Source organism: Alteromonas salexigens (genome assembly GCF_025628895.1).
GTDB lineage: Bacteria > Pseudomonadota > Gammaproteobacteria > Enterobacterales > Alteromonadaceae > Alteromonas > Alteromonas salexigens.
This window is the reverse complement of the sequence record NZ_JAOTJC010000007.1, coordinates 202145-222064: the sequence shown is the minus strand read 5'-3', so window position 1 is coordinate 222064 and position 19920 is coordinate 202145. Positions and strand designations below refer to the sequence as shown.

The window sequence follows — 19920 nt, the reverse complement described above, 5'->3', positions numbered from 1 at the left end:
TTTTGATAATGCGAGCTTAAGCACACTTCATGCCATAATACTGCGCAGGCAATAGTTTCGAGTTTACCGGGCCATGCCCTGTAGGGTTGCAACGATACGGCGGGCGCCTCCCTGATTACGGTGTTCGCCAAGAATTATTCCCTGCCACGTACCTAATTGAAGCTCACCTTGCTGAATTGGCAAGGTGACCTCGCATCCCATCATACTCGATTTAATATGCGCTGGCATATCATCGCTACCTTCATAAGTGTGAATAAAGTAAGAAGAATCTTCTCTTACAGTATGGTTAAAGTAGGATTCGAGATCAGTTCTGACTGACGGATCGGCATTTTCATTGATGGTCAGGCTGGCGCTGGTGTGTTGTAACCAGAGGTGCAACAGGCCGACTTCTACTTCGCGTATCTGCGGCAAGGCACCTATGATTTCATCGGTAATCAGGTGAAAGCCCCGAGGATAAGGGCGCAGGGTTATAGTGTCAGAATGCCAGAAAGGATTATTTGTCAAAACAGATTTCCAAATGAGCCAGCCCTTCATCACACATAAACGGCAGGATTATCTTAGCACCATCAACCTGGTGACTGATGCTATGTTGCTTTCCGGAGACTACGATAGGGGTAGCCATGCCAAATTCATAACCGCGCTCGGCTAAATCACGTTTAGCATTCCCGCAAATCATGTTGGTTACCTCACCCACCATGTCACCCACTTCGGCATCAATTTTAGGCGGACGCTCACCTACCATGCGCTGCATAATGGTCAATGCCAGCTGCTCGTCAAAGGTAATCGACATTGAGCCTCTTACCTCTGGACCCACCATACCGATAAGACCACTTACATCACCTTTCGCGATATCGCTTTGCTTGCGTTTGGGCTTGCCCGGGGTGAGTTTGGTCTGCGCCATAGTTTCCATCACATTCAGTAACCCGCTAATAAAAGGGTTAACGAAATCAGCATTCATGAGATGACTCCTTTGAAACAGGCACATCTGTTTCCTGACAATCCGCACACAGTCCGTGTGCTTCAATAGTTTGTTTCGATACACTAAAGCCATGCGCTTTAGCTTGTTTGTCCAGGGTCTCTTTTAACCCTTCAGACTGAATTTCTGCTACGTCACCGCAACTGTCGCAAATAAGGAACTGTACCGGATGGTGACAGCCGAAATGATAACAGGCAACAAACGCGTTTGTGGACTCCAGCCTGTGAATAAAGCCAAAGTCGAGAAGAAAATCCAGCGCCCGGTAAACTGTCGCCGGTTTCGCTCCGGACTCGGTTTCCTTGAGCGCATCTAGCAATTCATAGGCCCCCATGGGCCCATGCTTGCTTAAGAGGATTTGATATACTTTTTCCCGCAACGGTGTGAAACGTGCATTGCGCTGCTCGCAATAGGCGCGGGCTTTACTGATTAGTGTCGCATTGTTCATCAACAAACTACCATTTAATGTTATCAATGCCCGACGAGTCATACCTGACCCGAAGACAACGCAGGGTCATTGAGAATCGGCCTCTGCGGGCGCTTTGCGCTTCTGCGTCTCGTACATGTGTGCAATCAGTTGGTCTTCAAGCGCGAAGCGTGCCTCCAGGGTTTCTCCCAGCGCCTGTAAATGACTGTCAAACGCCGCAGCCTGCTGCTCTGACACCACATCGGTGTATGTATCGTTGAAGGCCAGAGCGCTGTCTGTGGTGGTAGCTATATCCGGATAAAGCTGTTGTTTCAGGGCTTTTCCCTGTGCGTCATCGCTGACCAGCATATCGTACACTTCGAAGTGCCCGGCTGACATGTAGTCCATCATGGCCTCGCAAAATGCATCAATAGCGGCCGGGTCCGGAAGCGGGTTAGCTTGCTTACCATTTTGATGGTCGTGGTGAGCCAGGCCGGCCAGTTCACAGTACTGGATAAGTAACCGTTGGCGAGCCTGCAACCAGTTGTCTATGGTAGCCAGCTGGCCCCCCCACTTTCCTTTAACCTGTTCCAGTTGATTTAACATGCGTAGTTGCCTGATTACCCTATACGGGGCTGTGCTGGTTTAATAATTTCAGTATAACACCGCAAAGACACAGTACAAATGCAGCACGTCCCGGCTTGGCCAAAAGCCCTGCGTGTCTATGCACACAGCATTATGCAGCCAGGCACCTGCGCGGGCATATCTGACCACGGGCAGGTTATTGTGTGCGGAGACCAGGATCGGTAAGCTTACCGGCAGAGTCACGAGGTCGCGACAACGGGTCGCACCGGCAGGGCACGTAAAGGTGAACGCTATGATGAAAAAGGTCCCCTCGCACCAGCTGAAACAAGGTGCTGCCCGCTGGCTTATTTTTTCCCGCAGTAAATTACTGGTAGCCAGTGGTGATACACAACCCCCGGTGACCGATGCTTCGTCGTTACCATTTTTAGCAGCCTATCAGCAGGACGTTTACCAGTTAACGCCCCTGGAAGCGCATCTTCAGGAAGAGCAGCCCACGTTTGTCGTGGATATGGGGGCGGAAGCGGTAGACAGCGACGAGTGGGAAGAGGTGTCACTGCGCAACGTGTTGATGAACACGCCGGTGGGCGCATTCAGTGTGGTCGGTCGTGCCTGGCAGTATGTTCATTTTCTGCGTACCCACCGCTTCTGTGGTCAGTGTGGCAGCGCAATGCACAAGATAGACTGGGAGATGGCCATGCAGTGCCAACAGTGTCAGCATCGCTGTTACCCGCGGGTGTCGCCCTGCATTATTGTGGCCATTCACGACAATGAACGGATCTTACTGGCCCGCGGCGTGCGCCATCGCGAAACTAACATGTATTCTACACTTGCCGGTTTTGTGGAAAGCGGTGAAAGCCTGGAACAGGCGGTTCATCGGGAAGTATTCGAGGAAGTCGGTGTGCGGGTGAAAAACCTGCAATATTTCGGCAGTCAGCCGTGGCCCTTTCCCCACTCTCTGATGGTCGGTTACCTGGCTGAATATGACGGCGGAAACATTGTGTGTGACGAACATGAAATTGACGATGCCCAATGGTTTTCACTCGACGCGCTGCCGGACACGCCTCCTAAGCTGTCCATTGCCGGGCAATTAATCGATGCGGTTATAAAGCAGCTTTCCTGATATCCGGTCGCCCATAACAAAAAACCCTGCAAGGTGCAGGGTTTTAATAGTTAACGTTCGGTCCCGTAGGCGGGCTTCTTTGTCTTTGCTGGTTTTAAAAGTAGCAAACACTAACTAATCCCGCAAGCTCAATTTCCGTTCATCGTGTAAATTTTTCATACTGTCGCATTTTTTGAGACCCTTAAAGGGAAATGGGGGAGGTGATCTAAATAGCCAAGATAGGTCTAAGGACTGCCAGTCGGAGGGATTTTCACCGCTATAAGCTGTGCTTTTCGCGCCAATGACTGAGATTATTGATATACTCCGGCCACACCGAATCAGGTAAGCGATTTTAGCAGAGGATATGATGTCGACAACTCCAGCGAACCCCCAGCGCCCACCATTAAAAAACGACCGGTACCTGCGTGCGCTCAGCAAGCAGCCGGTAGATGCCACACCAGTGTGGATGATGCGCCAGGCGGGCCGTTATTTACCTGAGTACAAGGCAACGCGGGCGGAAGCCGGTGATTTTATGTCATTGTGCAAAAATGCCGAACTGGCCTGTGAGGTTACCTTGCAGCCATTGCGTCGGTTTGAGTTGGATGCGGCTATTTTGTTCTCCGATATCCTTACCATCCCGGATGCGATGGGGCTGGGCCTGTATTTCGAAACCGGCGAAGGCCCGCGTTTCCGTAATCCCATTACCTGCCGCGCCGACGTAGAAAAAATAGGGATCCCTGATCCCGAGGGCGAATTGCAGTACGTGATGAATGCCGTTCGCACTATTCGCCGGGAGTTAAAAGGTGAGGTGCCCCTCATCGGTTTTTCTGGCAGTCCATGGACACTGGCCACCTATATGGTGGAGGGTGGCACAAGTAAAGCCTTCACAAAAATCAAGAAGATGGCGTTTGCGGACCCGCAGGCGCTGCACCTGCTGCTGGATAAACTGGCCGACTCCGTGATCAGTTACCTGAATGCCCAGATAGCCGCAGGCGCGCAATCAGTGATGATATTTGATACCTGGGGCGGCGTCTTGTCCCCACGGGACTATCAGGAATTTTCGTTGCAATACATGGCCAAAATTGTTGATGGCCTGACCCGGGAGGCGGATGGCCGTCGGGTACCGGTTACCTTATTTACCAAAAATGGTGGGCAGTGGCTGGAATCTATTGCCGACACCGGCTGTGATGCAGTGGGTCTGGACTGGACGACTAATCTCGACGAAGCCCGGGCGCGTATCGGCGACAGAGTTGCCCTGCAAGGTAATATGGACCCCTCCATGCTGTATGCCTCGCCCGAACGTATTCGTGAAGAAGTGGCGACTATCCTGCAACGTTATGGTAACGGCAGCGGGCATGTATTTAATCTGGGCCACGGTATCCACCTGGATGTACCGCCGGAGAACGCTGGCGTATTCGTCAAAGCGGTGCATGAGCTGAGCCGACAGTATCACCAGGAATAACTACGACCACTTATGAAAACCTGGCACTTGCTTCCGTTAGTCATATTTATAGGGATCGCGGGCTACCAGTTTGGATATTACCGCGCCAAACTGGCAGACAGTCCGTCTGTACAGGTACCACAGGACACCTTGTCAGATAACTCCATTGAGGCTCTCGATGAGGCGTTGACCGCTGTGCCGGTGGTGGCGTCAGCGAGTGCTGCCCGCCCGGCAGATCGCGCGCCCGTGGCTTCCTATTCTGGTTCAGCGCCGTTACAGATACAGGCTGTGGCAGACACTGTGCGGCGCATTCGTCAGGCTAACCCTGACGCCAGCCAGATAAGGGTGCCTCTGAGTGAGGATGGCAGCGAATGGCTGACCACCGGTGAAGCCGATCTCACCACCCGCGGGCGGCTCGCGCGTTACTTTGCGGATCATGCCAGCGCCGGTCAGGTAGCGTTTCATGCCATGCATTGCGAGCAGACACGCTGTCTGCTGATTGGCGAATCAGACGGTGATTCGGAACAGTGGGGGAAACTATTAGGTGGCCTCAAAGAGCAGCCGGATTGGCGGCAAGCAACCATAAAAACCTATACGTCCCAGCACAACCAGCACACCTATTTTCTTACCGAACTACGCCGTTAGCTTGAATGGCCGGCGCTTACGCGTCCCGGGGCAACCCTTTCGTAACAGCCCGGGTAAGCCGCTGTAACTGGCGGCTTTGTCCATCCTGCGATTTCTTATCATGATGTTGCGCCAGCGCCCATTCGATGTGCGGGCGTACCAACGCCGTGGCATGTGGCAACGCCTCCCGCAGAGCGGTGACGACCGCTTCGTCATAGGGGGCATTACCCAGCGCTACCGCAATATTGCGCTGCCACTTATCAAACCCAATCCGGCGAATGGGTGAACCTTCTGTGTTGTGAAGAAAGGTGGCTTCATCCCAGCTGAATAACGTCAGTAATGATTGGCCATGTAATACCTGGCGAGGATGAAAGTCGGACTCGCGGGTGATATCGGCATACCGGTTCCACGGGCATATCAGCTGGCAGTCATCACACCCATAGATGCGGTTGCCCATTGCTTTGCGATATACCTCCGGAATTTCTCCGTCGTGCTCAATGGTTAAATAGGAAATACATTTTCTGGCATCAACCGTATAGGGTGCCACAATGGCCTGGGTGGGACAGATGGTCATGCAGGCGGTGCAGCTGCCGCAGCCTTCTTCTACCGGAGTGTCTGTGGGTAAGGGTAAATTGATAAATAACTCGCCCAGAAAAAACCACGAGCCGGCCTCTTTGGATAACGTCAGCGAATGTTTACCGGTCCAGCCCACCCCGGCTTTCTCTGCAATGGCGTGCTCCAGTACCGGGGCCGAGTCCACAAACGGCCGAAAGGCAGTGTCTGCCAGTGCTGCGGTGATTTTGTCGCCGAGCTGTTTGAGTCGCTTGCGCAGTACCTTGTGATAATCTCTGCCCAGCGCATACCGGCTGATATAGCCCAGGCTCCCGTCGGACAGGTTACGGGCAAAGGACGCATCCGGCGGTAAATAATCCATGCGCACAGAAATTACCCGCACCGTGCCGGGTACCAGTTCTTCGGGGCGGGAACGCTTGGTGCCATGGGCTTGCATAAATTGCATATCGCCGTGGTAGCCATTTTCCAGCCAGCGCTGCAGGTACTGTTCATGGCGACCTAAATCAATATCGCTCACGCCAACGTGCTGAAAGCCTAGCGCCCGCCCCCAAGCCTTGATATCGTCTGTAAATCGTACTAAATCGACTGACTGTAAACTGGACATACGCTCATGCTAGATACTCAACTCACCGCAAGTTTACCATACAAACTTTATCGCGCCGATCAGGTCAGGGAAAACGAGCAGACCGCCGCCGGGCAAAGCGGCTGCGACATGTTTACCCTCATGCAGCGTGCCGGCAAAGCCGTGTTCAGTCAGTGCCAGGATTTGCTGCCAAATACCGAGGTTTTTCTGGTGCTGGTGGGGCAGGGAAATAATGCCGGTGACGGATATATTACTGCCACCCATGCCCGCGAGGCGGGCAAGCAGGTGTACGTCTGTGCCGTCGAGCCTGAACGGGAACTGAGCGGTGATGCCGGCGAGGCCCAGCGCCGTTGGCGTGCCAGTGGTGGCGCCATACACCCTTTCAGTGAAGCCTTGCTGGAAAAAGCGGAGGTAGTGGTGGACGCCTTACTGGGCACTGGCATTAACAGTTATATCCGCAATGAATTTGCCGACATTATTGATACGGTTAATCAGTCGGACAAGCCGGTGGTGAGTATAGATGTCCCCTCCGGCCTGGATGCGGACACAGGGCAGTCGTTGGGACGTTGTATACAGGCTGATGTTACGGTGACGTTTGTGGGCATAAAACCCGGGCTGACCACCGGCGCAGGCAAACAATCCTGTGGCAAGCTGGCATTCGATGATCTGGGAATTGGTAAAGCCTTCAGTCAACTGGCAAAGCCGTGTGCGAGTTTGCTGGATATACAGCAGTTTGGTGGCATGGGACCCCGGGATATACATTCCCACAAGGGCACCTATGGCCGCTTGCTCTGTGTGGGCGGAAACCGGGGCACCGCAGGCGCTATTCGGCTAAGCAGTGAAGCAGCACTACGAAGTGGCGCTGGTATGGTGAGGGTGTATGTCCATGAGGCGTCTACCATACAGGTGAGTGCCGGCCGCCCGGAACTTATGGTGGCGGACCAGGACCTCGACGAAGCGCTGGAATGGGCCACCTGTGTGGTGATTGGGCCGGGGCTCGGTCAGGATGAGTGGGCTCAGGAGACTTTTGCCACCACACTTAAGCATTGTCAGGCTGAAAATAAGCCCGTGGTCATCGATGCCGACGCGCTGAATTTGCTGGGTAAACAGGCCACGGCATTCACCCTGGATGAGTGTATATTAACGCCTCACGCTGGCGAAGCCGCGCGGTTACTGGGCGTGTCTGTGGAAGACGTGGAAACCGAGCGCTTTAACTATGCCCGACAGTGCGCCCAGCGCTTTCATGCCACCAGTGTATTGAAGGGGGCGGGTACGATCATTGATAACGAAGAACAAACCTGGGTGTGCCGCCATGGCAACCCCGGTATGGCTACAGCGGGTAGCGGTGATGTGCTCAGCGGCATTTTAGGGGCGTTGCTGGCCCAGGGACTGGATCGGGACATGGCGGCCAAATATGGTGTGACGCTGCATGCAAAAGCCGGTGACGAAGTGGCCCGGCTATACGGACAACGTGGTATGATAGCCAGTGATTTGTTTGAAGCGGTACGCGCCCTGATTAATCAATAGCGTCCGCGTGGCCCGAGTTGTAGAGAATAACTGTCATGTCGTACCCACACAGCACATTTTTTGCCGCCTCTGAAGATGATACCCGGGCGCTGGCCCGGGACCTTGCACAAGCGATGCGGGGGTTGTTACCCGCATCGTCAGTGATCTACCTTGAAGGCGATCTTGGCGCCGGCAAAACCACTTTTAGCCGTCATTTTATTCAGTCTCTGGGTCACACAGGTGCCGTGAAAAGCCCTACCTATACCCTGGTTGAACCCTATGAGCTGGATGCGGTCTCAGTGTACCACTTTGACTTATACCGGCTTGCCGATCCGGAAGAACTCGAATTCATGGGAATTCGGGATTATTTTAGCGATAAAACGCTGTGTCTGGTGGAGTGGGCGGAAAAGGGCGCGGGCTGCTTGGCATCCGCAGATTTAGTGATTAGTATAGCCATAGAAGGTGAGGGGCGGCGTTTTCAGGTGCAGGCCAAGACTCTGCACGGCAGTAAATGTTTGCAGCACTGTAAGCGCATATAGTTCCACATTGGCCTTAAGGCGACCATGAGAAGAGCAAAAAGGCAAAGCATGATACGCGTATTGATTTCCATCAGCTGCCTGTGGCTGGTGAGCCTGGCCGTGCATGCGGCACAAAATGCCATCGATGGCGTGCGGGTGTGGCCATCGCCGGGCAGTACCCGGGTGGTACTGGATCTCGAGCAGGCACCTGAGTTTACCTATTTCACCCTCTCTAACCCTGAGCGGTTGGTGATTGACCTGGCCAATACCTCCGACAGCGCTGACTTACCGGCTATCGATAAGAGCGGCGAACTGGTGCGCCGGGTGCGTTACTCCACCCCGAAGAATAATCAGTCGGCCCGGGTGGTGATTGATATGACCCGCAAAGCCTCTCCTAATCTGTTCGCCATGACACCCACCAAACCCTATGGACACCGTCTGGTCATCGATTTGGAAGACACTGTTAACTCGTCGTCGCGTAATCAGTCAGAGGTAGTTAAAGACAGTCTCAGCAACCAGCGTGACCGGGATATTATTATTGCCATTGATGCCGGCCATGGCGGCGAGGATCCGGGCTCAATCGGCCCGTCTGGCACCTACGAAAAGCATATTACGCTAAGCGTCGCGAAAAAGCTGGAAGCACGGATAAACCGGGAGCCGGGGATGCGCGCCATCATGACCCGCTCCGGTGACTATTATGTTTCACTGAATAAACGCCCGGCCATTGCGCGGCAGCAAAAGGCGGATTTGCTGGTGTCTATTCACGCCGACGCGTTTCATCAGCCGCAGCCTCGGGGAGGCTCGGTATGGGTGCTTTCTACCGGTCGTGCAGATACCGAGTTAGGCCGCTGGATGGAGCGCACTGAACAACACTCTCAGTTACTGGGTGGTGCTGCTGAAGTAATCACCGACAAAGCCAGTGAGCGCTATCTGGCTGAAACTATTCTGGGGTTGTCGATGGATCACAGCATGGCAGCCAGTTACGATCTAAGTAACAAAGTTATTCAGGAACTGGGTAAAGTCACGAAAATGCATAAGAAAAGACCGCAGGCGGCCAGCCTGGCAGTATTGACCGCCCCGGATATTCCGTCGATTCTGGTTGAGGTAGGCTTTATTTCCAATCCCCAGGAAGAGAAAAACCTTAACTGGGCGGCATACCGGGAGCGGCTGGCAAACTCTATTTTTGGCGCCGCCAAGCGCTATTTCCGCCAGGTACCGCCGGACGGGACGCTTTGGGCGGCCCAGAAAGAACGCAACCGCACACACAAGGTCCGCAGCGGCGAGTCTTTATCCTTGCTGGCACAACGCTACAACGTCAAAGTCAGCAGCATTAAAGAAGCCAATAACCTGCGTAACGATGTGGTACAGATTGGTCAGGTGCTGACCATTCCCAGTACCTGACAACCCACAAATAACGGATACCGTCTTGCCAATACAACTCTTGCCGCCCCGGCTGGCCAACCAGATTGCCGCGGGGGAAGTGGTAGAACGTCCCGCATCGGTGGTGAAAGAGCTGGTTGAAAACAGCCTGGACGCCGGTGCCAGCAAAATTGAAATTGATATTGAAAAGGGCGGGCACAAGCGTATTCGATTGCGCGACAATGGTTGCGGCATTGATAAGCAGGAGCTGGAGCTGGCGCTCAGTCGCCATGCCACCAGTAAAATAAGTACGCTGGATGATCTGGAACAAATTCTTTCGCTGGGTTTTCGGGGCGAGGCGCTGGCCAGTATCAGCTCGGTCAGCCGGCTGACCCTTACTTCAAAGCCGGCCAGCCAGGCGCAAGCCTGGCAGGCCCACTGTGAAGGCCGGGAGATGGCAGTAAAGCTGAATCCGGTCGCCCACCCCGATGGCACTACCATTGATGTAGCGGATCTGTTCTACAATACACCCGCCCGCCGCAAATTCCTGCGTGCCGAAAAAACCGAGTTTCAGCATATCGATGATGTAATCCGGCGCATTGCCCTCAGCCATCCTGAAGTCACGTTTATTTTGCGGCATAACGACAAGGTCATGCGCCGTTTTCTGGCCGTGGATAAAACAGATTTTGCCGCCCGTATCGCGGCAGTGGCCGGACAAAAATTTGTTCGCAATGCGGTGTACTGTCACAGTGAATACCATGGCATAACGCTGGAGGCGTGGCTTGGCAATGAGCATGTGCTGCGTAGCAGTACCGATTGTCAGTTCAGCTTTGTCAACGGCAGGGGGATGCGCGATAAACTGATTTTGCATGCCATCCGTCAGGCCTATGAGTCAGCCTGGGGCACCGTCGAGCAACCGGCGTTTGTAGTATACCTTACGGTTCCCCCAAGTGATGTAGACGTGAATGTGCATCCGGCCAAACACGAGGTACGCTTCCAGCAGAGCCGTCTGGTGCATGATTTTATCAGTAAAACGGTGGCTGATGCTCTGCAGCCCCAGTCAGACTATGCATCAGCGGGTGCCGCAGAGAGCCCTGTGACCCACGACTACATACGTCCGCTGTCGAGCATACCGGACGCACCCGCTGCCAGCCGCACGCCACGCATGAGCCCGCCGCAGCACGGGGCGGGTCATAGTGCCGGACCCCGCGGCGGCATGTCATCACCGTCGCGGCAGGTAAGCGACCGTCAGTCCCAGACCAACTATCAGCAATTGATGACGCCAACTGGCGACACGTTGCAAACTCCCTCATCGAGTCGCTCTGCATTAACCATAAGCCCGTCGTCGCGGTTATATGCCCGTGACCAGCAGGTTATTTTACTGCAGGTCCACGACCTGGCCCGTCCCTGGCTTACCGAAACGCTTAGCGGGGCTAGCACCTCGCAGCCACTATTAATGCCCGTATCGATAACCGCCAGCCAGGTAACCGACACGACCCTGCGGGCGCTGGCCGAAGTGAATTTAGCGGTGGACAGGGTAGCCGGCAAAATACGCTTACAACAGGTGCCCGCAGGCACCCGTCACTGGCCCTGGCTGGCGTGGTTTAGCGCGCTGGTGGATGCAGAGGTAGCCAGTCGGGCAGACATCATTGCGGCACTGGCGAAAGTCGTCAGCGAACAGGACGACGCCGTCATGACCGCTGTGTGGCAGTGGTTTGATGCGCAGGCGGTGGCGGACCAGTGGGAATGGATAACTGAGTTTGGTAAAGTCCGCACTGCAGAAACAGTATGCGCATTTATGGAACAAGATAATGGCTAGTGGCACAAAAGATGCAGCGCCCGTGGTGGCAATTATGGGGCCAACCGCCTCAGGTAAAACCGGGCTGGCATTACAACTGGCTGACCAGGTAGATTGCGAGATTATCAGTGTCGATTCCGCGCTGGTGTATCGGGGCATGGACATTGGCACGGCCAAGCCAACTGGGGAAGAGCAGGCGGCGGTTCCGCACTGGCTGATTGACACATTGGACCCCTCGGAGTCGTATTCTGTGGCAGAGTTTGTCGCTGATGCGGTGCGGTTGATTGGCGAAATTCATAGCCGTGGCCGGGTGCCGGTGTTGGTGGGCGGAACAATGATGTACTTCAATGCCTTGATAAATGGAATTTCGCCATTACCTAAGTCTGACGAAGCAATTCGTGCGCAGATAGAAAAGGAATCCATAGAACGCGGTTGGCAGGCATTGCATGCGGAACTTTGTGACGTTGATACGGTCAGTGGGAACAGAATACATCCTAATGATCCACAACGCATCACGCGGGCACTGGAAGTGTACCGCAGTACCGGTAAAACGCTGACGGCGTGGCAACAGGAAAAGGGGCAACAGTGTCCATACGACATTGCACAGTTTGTGATTGCCCCCGAAGAACGCGCGGTGTTACACCAGCGTATTGCCGAACGATTTGACCAGATGCTGGCGAGTGGATTTATTGCCGAGGTGGAAAAACTTCACCGCCGGGGTGATCTGCATGAGGATTTACCCTCTATACGCTCTGTGGGATACCGACAGGCATGGCAGTATCTGGATGGGCAAATTAGCTATGCGGAAATGCGCGAGCGGGGTATTATTGCTACCCGCCAATTAGCCAAGCGGCAGTTAACCTGGCTGCGTGGATGGCAAGGGGCAACCTGGCTTGACACATTTGCTAAAGATAATTTGACTAAAATTACAGCAAAAGTCACACTTTAATATAAACAGTGTGATATATATTAGACGCGCGGTAGCAAGCAGCATTGTTCGTTACTGAAATAATAAAAACTAAGGATTTCAAATGGCTAAAGGGCAATCATTACAAGACCCATTTTTAAATGCGTTACGAAAGGAACGTATTCCTGTGTCTATCTACCTGGTTAACGGAATTAAACTTCAGGGTCAGGTAGAATCATTTGACCAGTTTGTCATTCTGTTGAAAAACACAGTGAGCCAGATGGTATATAAACATGCCATCTCTACGGTTGTCCCAGCCAGAGCAATTACAATGCCGAGCGCTACCCAAGGAGATACAGAAAATACTAAAAGTGAATAAACAGAAAGGTACACAGCTTGTTTGACCGTTATGAGGCCGGTGAACAGGCGATACTCGTTCATGTAAACTTTACTGACGAAAACAGTAAGGAAGATCTGGCAGAGCTAGAATTGCTGGTATCTTCTGCCGGGGTGAATGCGGTGGATGTGCTTACCACATCGCGCAACGCCCCGCAGGCTAAGTATTTCGTTGGTTCCGGAAAAGCTGAAGAAATTGCAGCGGCAGTCAAAGCCCATGACGCCAATGTGGTGATCTTCAATCATTCATTGTCGCCGTCACAAGAGCGTAACCTCGAATCCGTATGTAAATGCCGGGTATTGGACCGCACTGGTCTTATTCTCGATATTTTCGCGCAACGCGCCCGTACGCACGAAGGTAAGCTACAGGTTGAGCTCGCGCAATTACGGCACATTTCTACCCGCCTTATCCGCGGCTGGACCCACCTCGAGAGACAGAAAGGCGGGATCGGGCTGCGTGGACCAGGTGAAACCCAGCTGGAAACTGACCGTCGCTTATTGCGGGGGCGGATAAAATCTATTCTGCGGCGGCTAGAAAAGGTGCAGCGGCAGCGTGAGCAGGGCCGCCGGTCGCGCAAGCGGGCGGAAATTCCTACGGTCTCGTTGGTGGGTTACACCAACGCCGGGAAATCGACCTTGTTCAATACCATAACCAATGCCCACGTATATGCTGCCGATCAGCTGTTCGCGACGCTGGACCCCACGCTACGTAAGCTGGAGTTGCAAGACGTGGGCCCGGCAATCCTGGCTGACACCGTTGGTTTTATTCGTCATTTGCCCCATGACCTGGTGGCAGCGTTCAAAGCCACACTACAGGAAACGCAGGAAGCCGACTTGTTACTGCACGTGGTGGATGTAGCCGATGCCGGTTACCGGGAAACCATGGACGAAGTAAACGACGTACTGGACGAAATTGAGGCAGGTGACATACAACAACTCGTTATCTGTAATAAAATTGATAAACTCGACGACGTCGCACCGCGTATAGACAGAAACGAAGACGGTGTCCCGATTCGTGTGTGGTTATCAGCTCAGACTGGCGAAGGTACGCAACTGCTGAGCGAGGCATTGACAGAATGTCTGGCGCAAAGCATGGTAAGCTACACGCTGCGGATACCACCGGCTCAGAGCAACCTGATCGGGGTGCTGTATGAGCTCAATTGTATATCCAACGAATCATACGACGACGATGGCGACTGGGTTGTAGATGTGCGTATGCCATCTGCAGACTGGAACCGTCTGGAAAAAAGGCTGGATGAAGGTTTGTCGAACTTTGTGGTACGTCACTGATTGCTATACATTACGGATAATGCAACGACGTAGCAGCTTCGATAAGAAGAATTATTAATCATTTATGGAGTATCAGCATGGCTTGGAATGAGCCGGGTGGCAATAATAATGACCCCTGGAAGAACCGTGGTGGTCGCGATCAGGGGCCCCCGGATTTGGACGATGTGTTCAAAAATCTCTTCGGTAAATTCGGAAAGAAGGGCGGCAATGGCGGCTCAGGTAAGAACCTGGGTGGCATTGGTGCAGGTATACTGGTTGGCCTGTTGGTCATTATCTGGTTTATCAGCGGGTTTTATACCATTCGTGAAGCTGAGCGCGGGGTTGTACTGCGGTTTGGTGATTATCACGAACAGGTTGAGCCGGGCCTGCGTTGGGCACCCACCTTTGTTGACTCAGTGGTGCCGGTAGACGTGCAGTCTATTCGCGATCAGTCGTCTTCAGGTTCAATGCTGACAGAAGATGAAAACGTGGTGCAGGTTCAGATGGAGATGCAATACCGTATTGTTGACCCGTATCGCTGGACCTTTGCCGTGGAAAATCCGGAAACCAGCCTGAGCCAGGCGCTGGACAGTGCCATTCGCTACGTAGTAGGTCACTCTACTATGGACGATGTGCTGACGGATGGTCGTGAAGTAACCCGTCAACGTGTATGGGAAGAGCTTCAGGCTATTCTGGAACCCTACAACATGGGCGTATCTATTGTAGATATGAACTTCCGTGACGCGCGGCCACCGGATCAGGTGAAAGATGCGTTTGATGACGCTATTTCCGCACAGGAAGATGAGCAGCGCTTCATCCGTGAAGCCGAAGCCTACGCCCGGGAAATTGAACCCCGCGCCCGTGGTCAGGTGAATCGTATGAACGAAGAAGCCCAGGCTTACAAAGAGCGAGTCATTCTGGAAGCGCAGGGTGAAGTCGCCCGGTTCTCTGAGCTACTGCCCCAGTATGAACGCGCGCCAACAGTTACCCGCGAACGGATTTACCTGGAAACCATGGAAGAGGTGTTCAGCAACACCAGCAAAATCCTGGTGGACAGCCAGAATGGCAACAGCATGATGTACTTGCCGCTGGATAAAATCATGGAACGCCAGTCAGGCAGCGCGACGAAAGCGAGTCGCAACTCACTGGAAGGGCTTCAAAATCAAAATAATGACAATATGCAGCGCAACCGTAACTCCAATCCGTCACCTGGTTTACGCGGTGGCAGTTCACGGGAAGGGAGATAATAACGCATGAAAAATTTATCGATTATTATCCTGGTAATTCTGGCTGTGCTGGCCACCGGCTCACTGTTTCAGGTGAGAGAGGGTGAGCGCGCCATTGTCATTCAGTTTGGTAAAGTTCAGCGCGATGAAGCCAGCGGTGAAACCGTGGTCTTTGAACCTGGCCTGCACTTTAAAATACCGTTTATTGACTCGGTTAAAAAGTTGCCAGCCCGTATCCAGACTCTGGATGACCAGGCTGATCGCTTTGTAACGGCGGAGAAAAAAGACCTGATCGTTGATTCTTATGTGAAATGGCGTATTGAAGATTTTGCCACTTATTACCTGTCTACCGGCGGCAATAAGTTGCAGGCAGAAGCGCTGTTAAAGCAGAAAGTGAACAACGGACTGCGTTCTGAATTCGGTACCCGTACTATTTCGCAGATTGTTTCCGGTGAACGTACGGCGTTGATGGACCAGGCAATGAAGCAGGCTTCTACCTCGTCTAACGAGCTGGGCATTGCGATTGTGGATGTGCGGGTTAAGCAAATTAACCTGCCTACCGAAGTCAGCAACTCCATCTTCCAGCGCATGCGTGCAGAACGTGCCGCGGTGGCCCGGGAGCACCGTTCAGAAGGTCAGGAACAGGCGGAAGTGATCAAAGCGGACATCGATGCGAAAGTCACCGTTATGCTGGCCGACGCCGAACGTAACCTGCGTCAGGTGCGTGGTGAAGGTGATGCACTGGCTGCAGAAATTTACGCTGATGCGTATTCACAAAACCCTGAGTTTTATAGCTTCCTGCGTAGCATGGACGCGTATAAACAGAGCTTCAACAGCAAGCAGGATATCCTGGTTGTGGAGCCGGACAGCGAGTTCTTCCGGTATATGAATGCTAAAGGTGGTCGTTCCGACCAGTAAGTGATAACACTAAAAAACAACACAGTAAAAAGCCGGTCTCAGACCGGCTTTTTTTATGTCCAGGGGATGGTTTAACGCGCCGACAGGAACCGCTCAGTGAAGGAGGGACGTGAGGAAACCGGCCTATGCTCCGTCCGAAATCGGTGGCGACGCTTTGCCGAAGGTTACAACTATTTACCTTTGCTTTACATCCACCGTCGAATTATTCAGCGTCCGACTGCAAAACAACCCCAGAATCAGGTAGAATTGCGCCGCTTAAGTAGTTGAGATCCGGTTTTGGCGCAGGCGCATCCGTTTACCTGCGCTGTGCAGGACGGGCCTTGCCCGTATTCATGAGACCCTGTTACTGACCGGATCCGTTAACCACAGAGAGAAAGTTTTGGCTTCTGAAAATGTAAACACAGAGGACAGGCCCCAGGAACCCCAACAGGGCGGTCTGTTTTCACGCTTTTTGGCCACCGTCGAGTGGCTGGGTAATCTGTTACCGCATCCGGTTACCCTGTTCGCAATGCTATCGGTATTTATCGTTCTGCTCAGTGGGATACTGGGTTACTTTGATATTGCCGTGGCCGATCCCCGCCCGGAAGGCGCGAAAGGCCGTGACGCTGATGGCATGATTGAAGTCATCTCACTGATGAGTGCCGAAGGCTTACAACGTATTGTGACCGGCCTGGTCACTAACTTTACCGGCTTCGCGCCACTGGGCACCGTGTTAGTCGCCTTGCTGGGTGTGTCGGTGGCCGAACATTCAGGCTTGCTGTCTGCCGCTATGCGGGCTCTGGTCATGAACGCCTCAAAGCGGGTGGTGACCTTCGCTATAGTATTTGCCGGTATCGTGTCTAACACCGCCTCAGAATTAGGTTACGTGGTATTAATTCCACTGGCCGCCATGATATTCCATTCATTAGGACGTCACCCGCTGGCAGGCCTGGCGGCTGCATTTGCCGGTGTTTCCGCCGGTTACAGCGCGAACCTGCTGCTGGGTACCGTGGATCCGCTGTTATCGGGGATCACCGAAGCCGCCGCGCATATGATTGACCCGGACTACAGCGTAGGTCCGGAGGTCAACTGGTACTTCATGTTCATCAGTACCTTTGTGGTGGCCACAATGGGCGCCCTGGTGACGGAAAAGATTGTTGAGCCGCGGCTTGGCAAATTTAATGAAGAGGACGCATCTGTAGAGCTGGAAAAGCAGTCTATGGAAGCGCCGACAGCGCAGGAAAAGAAAGCGCTGAAGATGGCAGGTCTGGCGTTTGTGGCGGTGTGTGGCGTACTGGCGCTTACGGTAGTACCTGAGAACGGTATCTTACGTCACCCGGAAACCGGTGAAGTGGCGGGTTCGCCGTTTCTGAAAGGGATTGTGGCCTTTATCTTTATTACCTTTGCGATCCCGGGCTTTGTGTATGGCCGTGTGGCCGGCACCATGAAGAACGACCGCGACATTATTGATGCCATGTCCAAGAGCATGGGCGCCATGGGCTTGTACATTACGCTGGTATTTTTTGCTGCACAGTTTGTAGCCTTCTTCAAATGGACGAACCTTGGCACCGTGCTGGCGGTGAAAGGGGCGGCTATGTTGCAGGCCGTAGGCCTGGACGGTCCCTCGGTGTTCATCCTGTTTATTCTGATGTGTGGGGTGGTTAACCTGTCGCTGGGCAGTGCGTCTGCGCAATGGGCAGTAACAGCACCTATCTTCGTACCTATGCTGATGCTGATAGGCTATGCCCCAGAGGTGATCCAGGCGGCATACCGTATTGGTGACTCGGTAACGAACGTTATCTCACCCATGATGAGCTATTTCGGTCTGATCCTGGCCATGGCCGCGAGGTATCAGAAAAACTTAGGCATGGGTACGCTCATTGCCATGATGCTGCCGTATTCTATGGTATTTATCCTGGGCTGGACCTTGCTGTTCTTCACCTGGGTGTTCCTGCTCGGTATGCCGGTGGGCCCTGGTGCGGCGACCTACTACCAACCCTGATAACAAAAACGGCCTGCGGGCCGTTTTTTTATATCCGTAAAAGGTAGACACTGACACTCAGCAATGCCAGCCAGATGAACAATAATTAAAGCTATGGACGATCAAAACCACTGAGTATTCAGTATACTAACGCTTAAGTTTCTTCTATTTACTTATCACAACAGGCAACTATGAAGTATCAAGGCAGTCCCAATTTTACCCACGCACAAGCCGATAAGCTGGGCGTGCTGATAACCAACCTGGGGACGCCCGAGAGCCCCACCAAGGCCGCGCTCAAACCTTATTTACGTGAGTTTCTGTCCGACCCCCGGGTGGTGGAAGTGCCGCGTGCCCTGTGGTGGTGTATTCTCAATTTCGTGATCCTGAATATCCGGCCGAAACGTTCGGCAGAGGCGTACAAAACGGTATGGACAGAAGAAGGCTCGCCACTGTTAACTATTACCAAAGCCCAGCACCGTAAGCTGGCGGCGCGGCTGGCTGAAACCCACGGCGATGACGTGGTGGTAGACTATGCCATGCGCTATGGGAACCCGTCGATCAAGTCTGCGCTGGACCGGATGCTGGAAAAGGGTGTACGGAAATTGGTGGTGCTCCCGCTGTATCCGCAATACTGCGCGTCTACCACGGCGTCGACATTCGATGCACTGGCTAAAGATTTCACCTCACGGCGCTGGATCCCGGAGTTGCGGTTTATCAACCATTACCATGACGAGGCGGGTTATATAAACGCCATGGCTGACAAGATCCGTGCGCACTGGGCTACCGAAGGCCGTGCCGATAAACTGCTGTTTTCCTATCACGGTATCCCCAAACGGTATCTGTTAAATGGCGACCCGTATCACTGCGAATGCCATAAAACATCGCGACTCCTTGCCGAGGCACTGGGACTGGGACCAGACGACTACATGACCACCTTCCAGTCACGCTTTGGACAGGAAGAATGGTTAAAACCCTACACCGACCATACGCTCAAAGCATTACCGGCGCAGGGCGTTAAAGCCGTGCAGGTATTTTGCCCGGGGTTCTCGGCCGATTGTCTGGAAACGATAGAAGAAATTGGTGAAGAAAACCGTGAATACTTTATGCAAGCGGGTGGCGAGCGTTATGAATATATTGCCGCGCTGAATGATGACGATGCCCACATTCACTTTTTACACACGTTAGTTGAGCAAAATTTAGCAGGCTGGCGTATCGACCATAACAGTCAGGAGCGGGCCGCACTGGCCCGCGCTCAGGGAGCGAAGGAGTAACGGGTGAAACACGACACAGGGAATAATGAGGTGCAGGCGCCAGCAGCGCTGCGAAAAGCGCAGAAAATGGCCAACTTGCTGGATACAGCCGTAAAGCTGCCAATCATTCCGATTCGGGTGGGTCTGGATTCCCTGATTGGCCTGATCCCGGGTGCCGGTGATGCCCTGATGCTCGGTGCGTCATTTCGTATTATCTGGCTGGCCAAAAGTATGGGCGTGCCCAAACCGTTACTTACCAGTATGGTACGAAACGCCGCCATCGACTTCGGGCTGGGCTTTATCCCTGTGGTGGGTGATGTGGTGGATATTTTCTATAAGGCCAATCAGAAGAATGTACGCCTGATGGAACGCTGGTGGGTAGAAGAAAACAAAGCCCGGGTAGACAGTGCAACCCAGCAGAAGCTGGTAAGGTGGGAGGAAAAGCTTGCCGAAGCCGAGCGGGAACAACGTGAGTAGCGAATAAAAGCCAGTGTTTACACTGGCTTTTTAGTTTGGGGGTAAACGAAAA

20 protein-coding genes are annotated in these 19920 nt (G+C 53.3%); 15 read left to right on the top strand and 5 right to left on the bottom strand.

Annotated elements, in window-relative coordinates:
- Positions 1–63 precede the first annotated feature (63 nt).
- The 4 genes from OCL06_RS08450 to rsd form a co-directional block, all read right to left on the bottom strand.
- Complete coding sequence (locus OCL06_RS08450; protein WP_262993439.1) at positions 64–504, bottom strand: secondary thiamine-phosphate synthase enzyme YjbQ; 441 nt, start codon at positions 502–504, stop codon at positions 64–66.
- Positions 494–958 (bottom strand): chemotaxis protein CheX, encoded by a 465-nt coding sequence (locus tag OCL06_RS08445; RefSeq protein ID WP_262993437.1) that lies wholly within the window; start codon positions 956–958, stop codon positions 494–496. Before OCL06_RS08445 ends, OCL06_RS08450 begins: the two co-directional genes overlap by 11 nt.
- On the bottom strand, positions 948–1421 hold the full coding sequence (locus OCL06_RS08440) for a transcriptional repressor (RefSeq protein WP_262993876.1): 474 nt from the start codon (positions 1419–1421) through the stop codon (positions 948–950). The genes OCL06_RS08445 and OCL06_RS08440 overlap by 11 nt, the downstream gene beginning before the upstream one ends.
- 66 nt (positions 1422–1487) lie before the next feature.
- The gene (rsd, locus tag OCL06_RS08435; protein WP_262993434.1) at positions 1488–1985 is read right to left on the bottom strand and encodes a sigma D regulator; all 498 of its coding nucleotides are present in this window, start codon (positions 1983–1985) and stop codon (positions 1488–1490) included.
- 271 nt (positions 1986–2256) lie between these two features.
- Here rsd and nudC point away from each other — a divergent pair, with 271 nt between their 5' ends.
- From nudC to OCL06_RS08420, 3 genes are all read left to right on the top strand, one after another.
- Positions 2257–3084, top strand: a complete 828-nt coding sequence (gene nudC / locus OCL06_RS08430; RefSeq protein WP_262993431.1) for an NAD(+) diphosphatase — start codon at positions 2257–2259, stop codon at positions 3082–3084.
- 346 nt (positions 3085–3430) lie between these two features.
- Entirely contained in the window at positions 3431–4525 is a 1095-nt protein-coding gene (gene hemE / locus OCL06_RS08425; protein ID WP_373318466.1) for a uroporphyrinogen decarboxylase, read from the top strand.
- A 12-nt stretch (positions 4526–4537) separates the two neighbouring features.
- On the top strand, positions 4538–5149 hold the full coding sequence (locus OCL06_RS08420; RefSeq protein WP_262993427.1) for a hypothetical protein: 612 nt from the start codon (positions 4538–4540) through the stop codon (positions 5147–5149).
- 16 nt (positions 5150–5165) lie between these two features.
- Here OCL06_RS08420 and queG read toward each other — a convergent pair whose 3' ends face one another.
- The gene (gene queG / locus OCL06_RS08415) at positions 5166–6305 is read right to left on the bottom strand and encodes a tRNA epoxyqueuosine(34) reductase QueG (RefSeq protein WP_262993425.1); all 1140 of its coding nucleotides are present in this window, start codon (positions 6303–6305) and stop codon (positions 5166–5168) included.
- Positions 6306–6311: 6 nt separating this feature from the next.
- Between queG and OCL06_RS08410 the strand changes: the two genes are divergently transcribed.
- From OCL06_RS08410 to OCL06_RS08355, 12 genes are all read left to right on the top strand, one after another.
- Positions 6312–7811, top strand: coding sequence for an NAD(P)H-hydrate dehydratase (locus OCL06_RS08410; RefSeq protein WP_262993423.1), 1500 nt, complete (start codon positions 6312–6314; stop codon positions 7809–7811).
- A 35-nt stretch (positions 7812–7846) separates the two neighbouring features.
- Positions 7847–8329 carry a tRNA (adenosine(37)-N6)-threonylcarbamoyltransferase complex ATPase subunit type 1 TsaE gene (gene tsaE, locus OCL06_RS08405; RefSeq protein WP_262993421.1) on the top strand — a complete coding sequence of 161 codons (483 nt, stop codon included), beginning with the start codon at positions 7847–7849 and terminating at the stop codon, positions 8327–8329.
- Between the two features lie 48 nt (positions 8330–8377).
- Positions 8378–9709: an N-acetylmuramoyl-L-alanine amidase gene (locus tag OCL06_RS08400; RefSeq protein ID WP_262993419.1), complete on the top strand. Its 1332-nt coding sequence runs from the start codon at positions 8378–8380 to the stop codon at positions 9707–9709.
- A 25-nt stretch (positions 9710–9734) separates the two neighbouring features.
- The gene (gene mutL / locus OCL06_RS08395; RefSeq protein ID WP_262993416.1) at positions 9735–11486 is read left to right on the top strand and encodes a DNA mismatch repair endonuclease MutL; all 1752 of its coding nucleotides are present in this window, start codon (positions 9735–9737) and stop codon (positions 11484–11486) included.
- The gene (miaA, locus tag OCL06_RS08390; RefSeq protein ID WP_262993414.1) at positions 11479–12414 is read left to right on the top strand and encodes a tRNA (adenosine(37)-N6)-dimethylallyltransferase MiaA; all 936 of its coding nucleotides are present in this window, start codon (positions 11479–11481) and stop codon (positions 12412–12414) included. The genes mutL and miaA overlap by 8 nt, the downstream gene beginning before the upstream one ends.
- A gap of 82 nt (positions 12415–12496) precedes the next feature.
- Positions 12497–12751, top strand: coding sequence for an RNA chaperone Hfq (gene hfq / locus OCL06_RS08385; RefSeq protein ID WP_262993411.1), 255 nt, complete (start codon positions 12497–12499; stop codon positions 12749–12751).
- Positions 12752–12768: 17 nt separating this feature from the next.
- On the top strand, positions 12769–14058 hold the full coding sequence (hflX, locus tag OCL06_RS08380) for a ribosome rescue GTPase HflX (RefSeq protein ID WP_262993409.1): 1290 nt from the start codon (positions 12769–12771) through the stop codon (positions 14056–14058).
- Between the two features lie 77 nt (positions 14059–14135).
- Positions 14136–15284 carry an FtsH protease activity modulator HflK gene (gene hflK / locus OCL06_RS08375; RefSeq protein WP_262993407.1) on the top strand — a complete coding sequence of 383 codons (1149 nt, stop codon included), beginning with the start codon at positions 14136–14138 and terminating at the stop codon, positions 15282–15284.
- A 6-nt stretch (positions 15285–15290) separates the two neighbouring features.
- Entirely contained in the window at positions 15291–16181 is an 891-nt protein-coding gene (gene hflC / locus OCL06_RS08370) for a protease modulator HflC (protein WP_262993404.1), read from the top strand.
- 379 nt (positions 16182–16560) lie between these two features.
- Complete coding sequence (locus tag OCL06_RS08365; protein ID WP_308446003.1) at positions 16561–18162, top strand: AbgT family transporter; 1602 nt, start codon at positions 16561–16563, stop codon at positions 18160–18162.
- A 170-nt stretch (positions 18163–18332) separates the two neighbouring features.
- Positions 18333–19412, top strand: a complete 1080-nt coding sequence (gene hemH, locus OCL06_RS08360) for a ferrochelatase (RefSeq protein WP_262993401.1) — start codon at positions 18333–18335, stop codon at positions 19410–19412.
- Positions 19413–19415: 3 nt separating this feature from the next.
- Positions 19416–19868: a DUF4112 domain-containing protein gene (locus OCL06_RS08355; RefSeq protein WP_262993399.1), complete on the top strand. Its 453-nt coding sequence runs from the start codon at positions 19416–19418 to the stop codon at positions 19866–19868.
- Positions 19869–19920 lie beyond the last annotated feature (52 nt).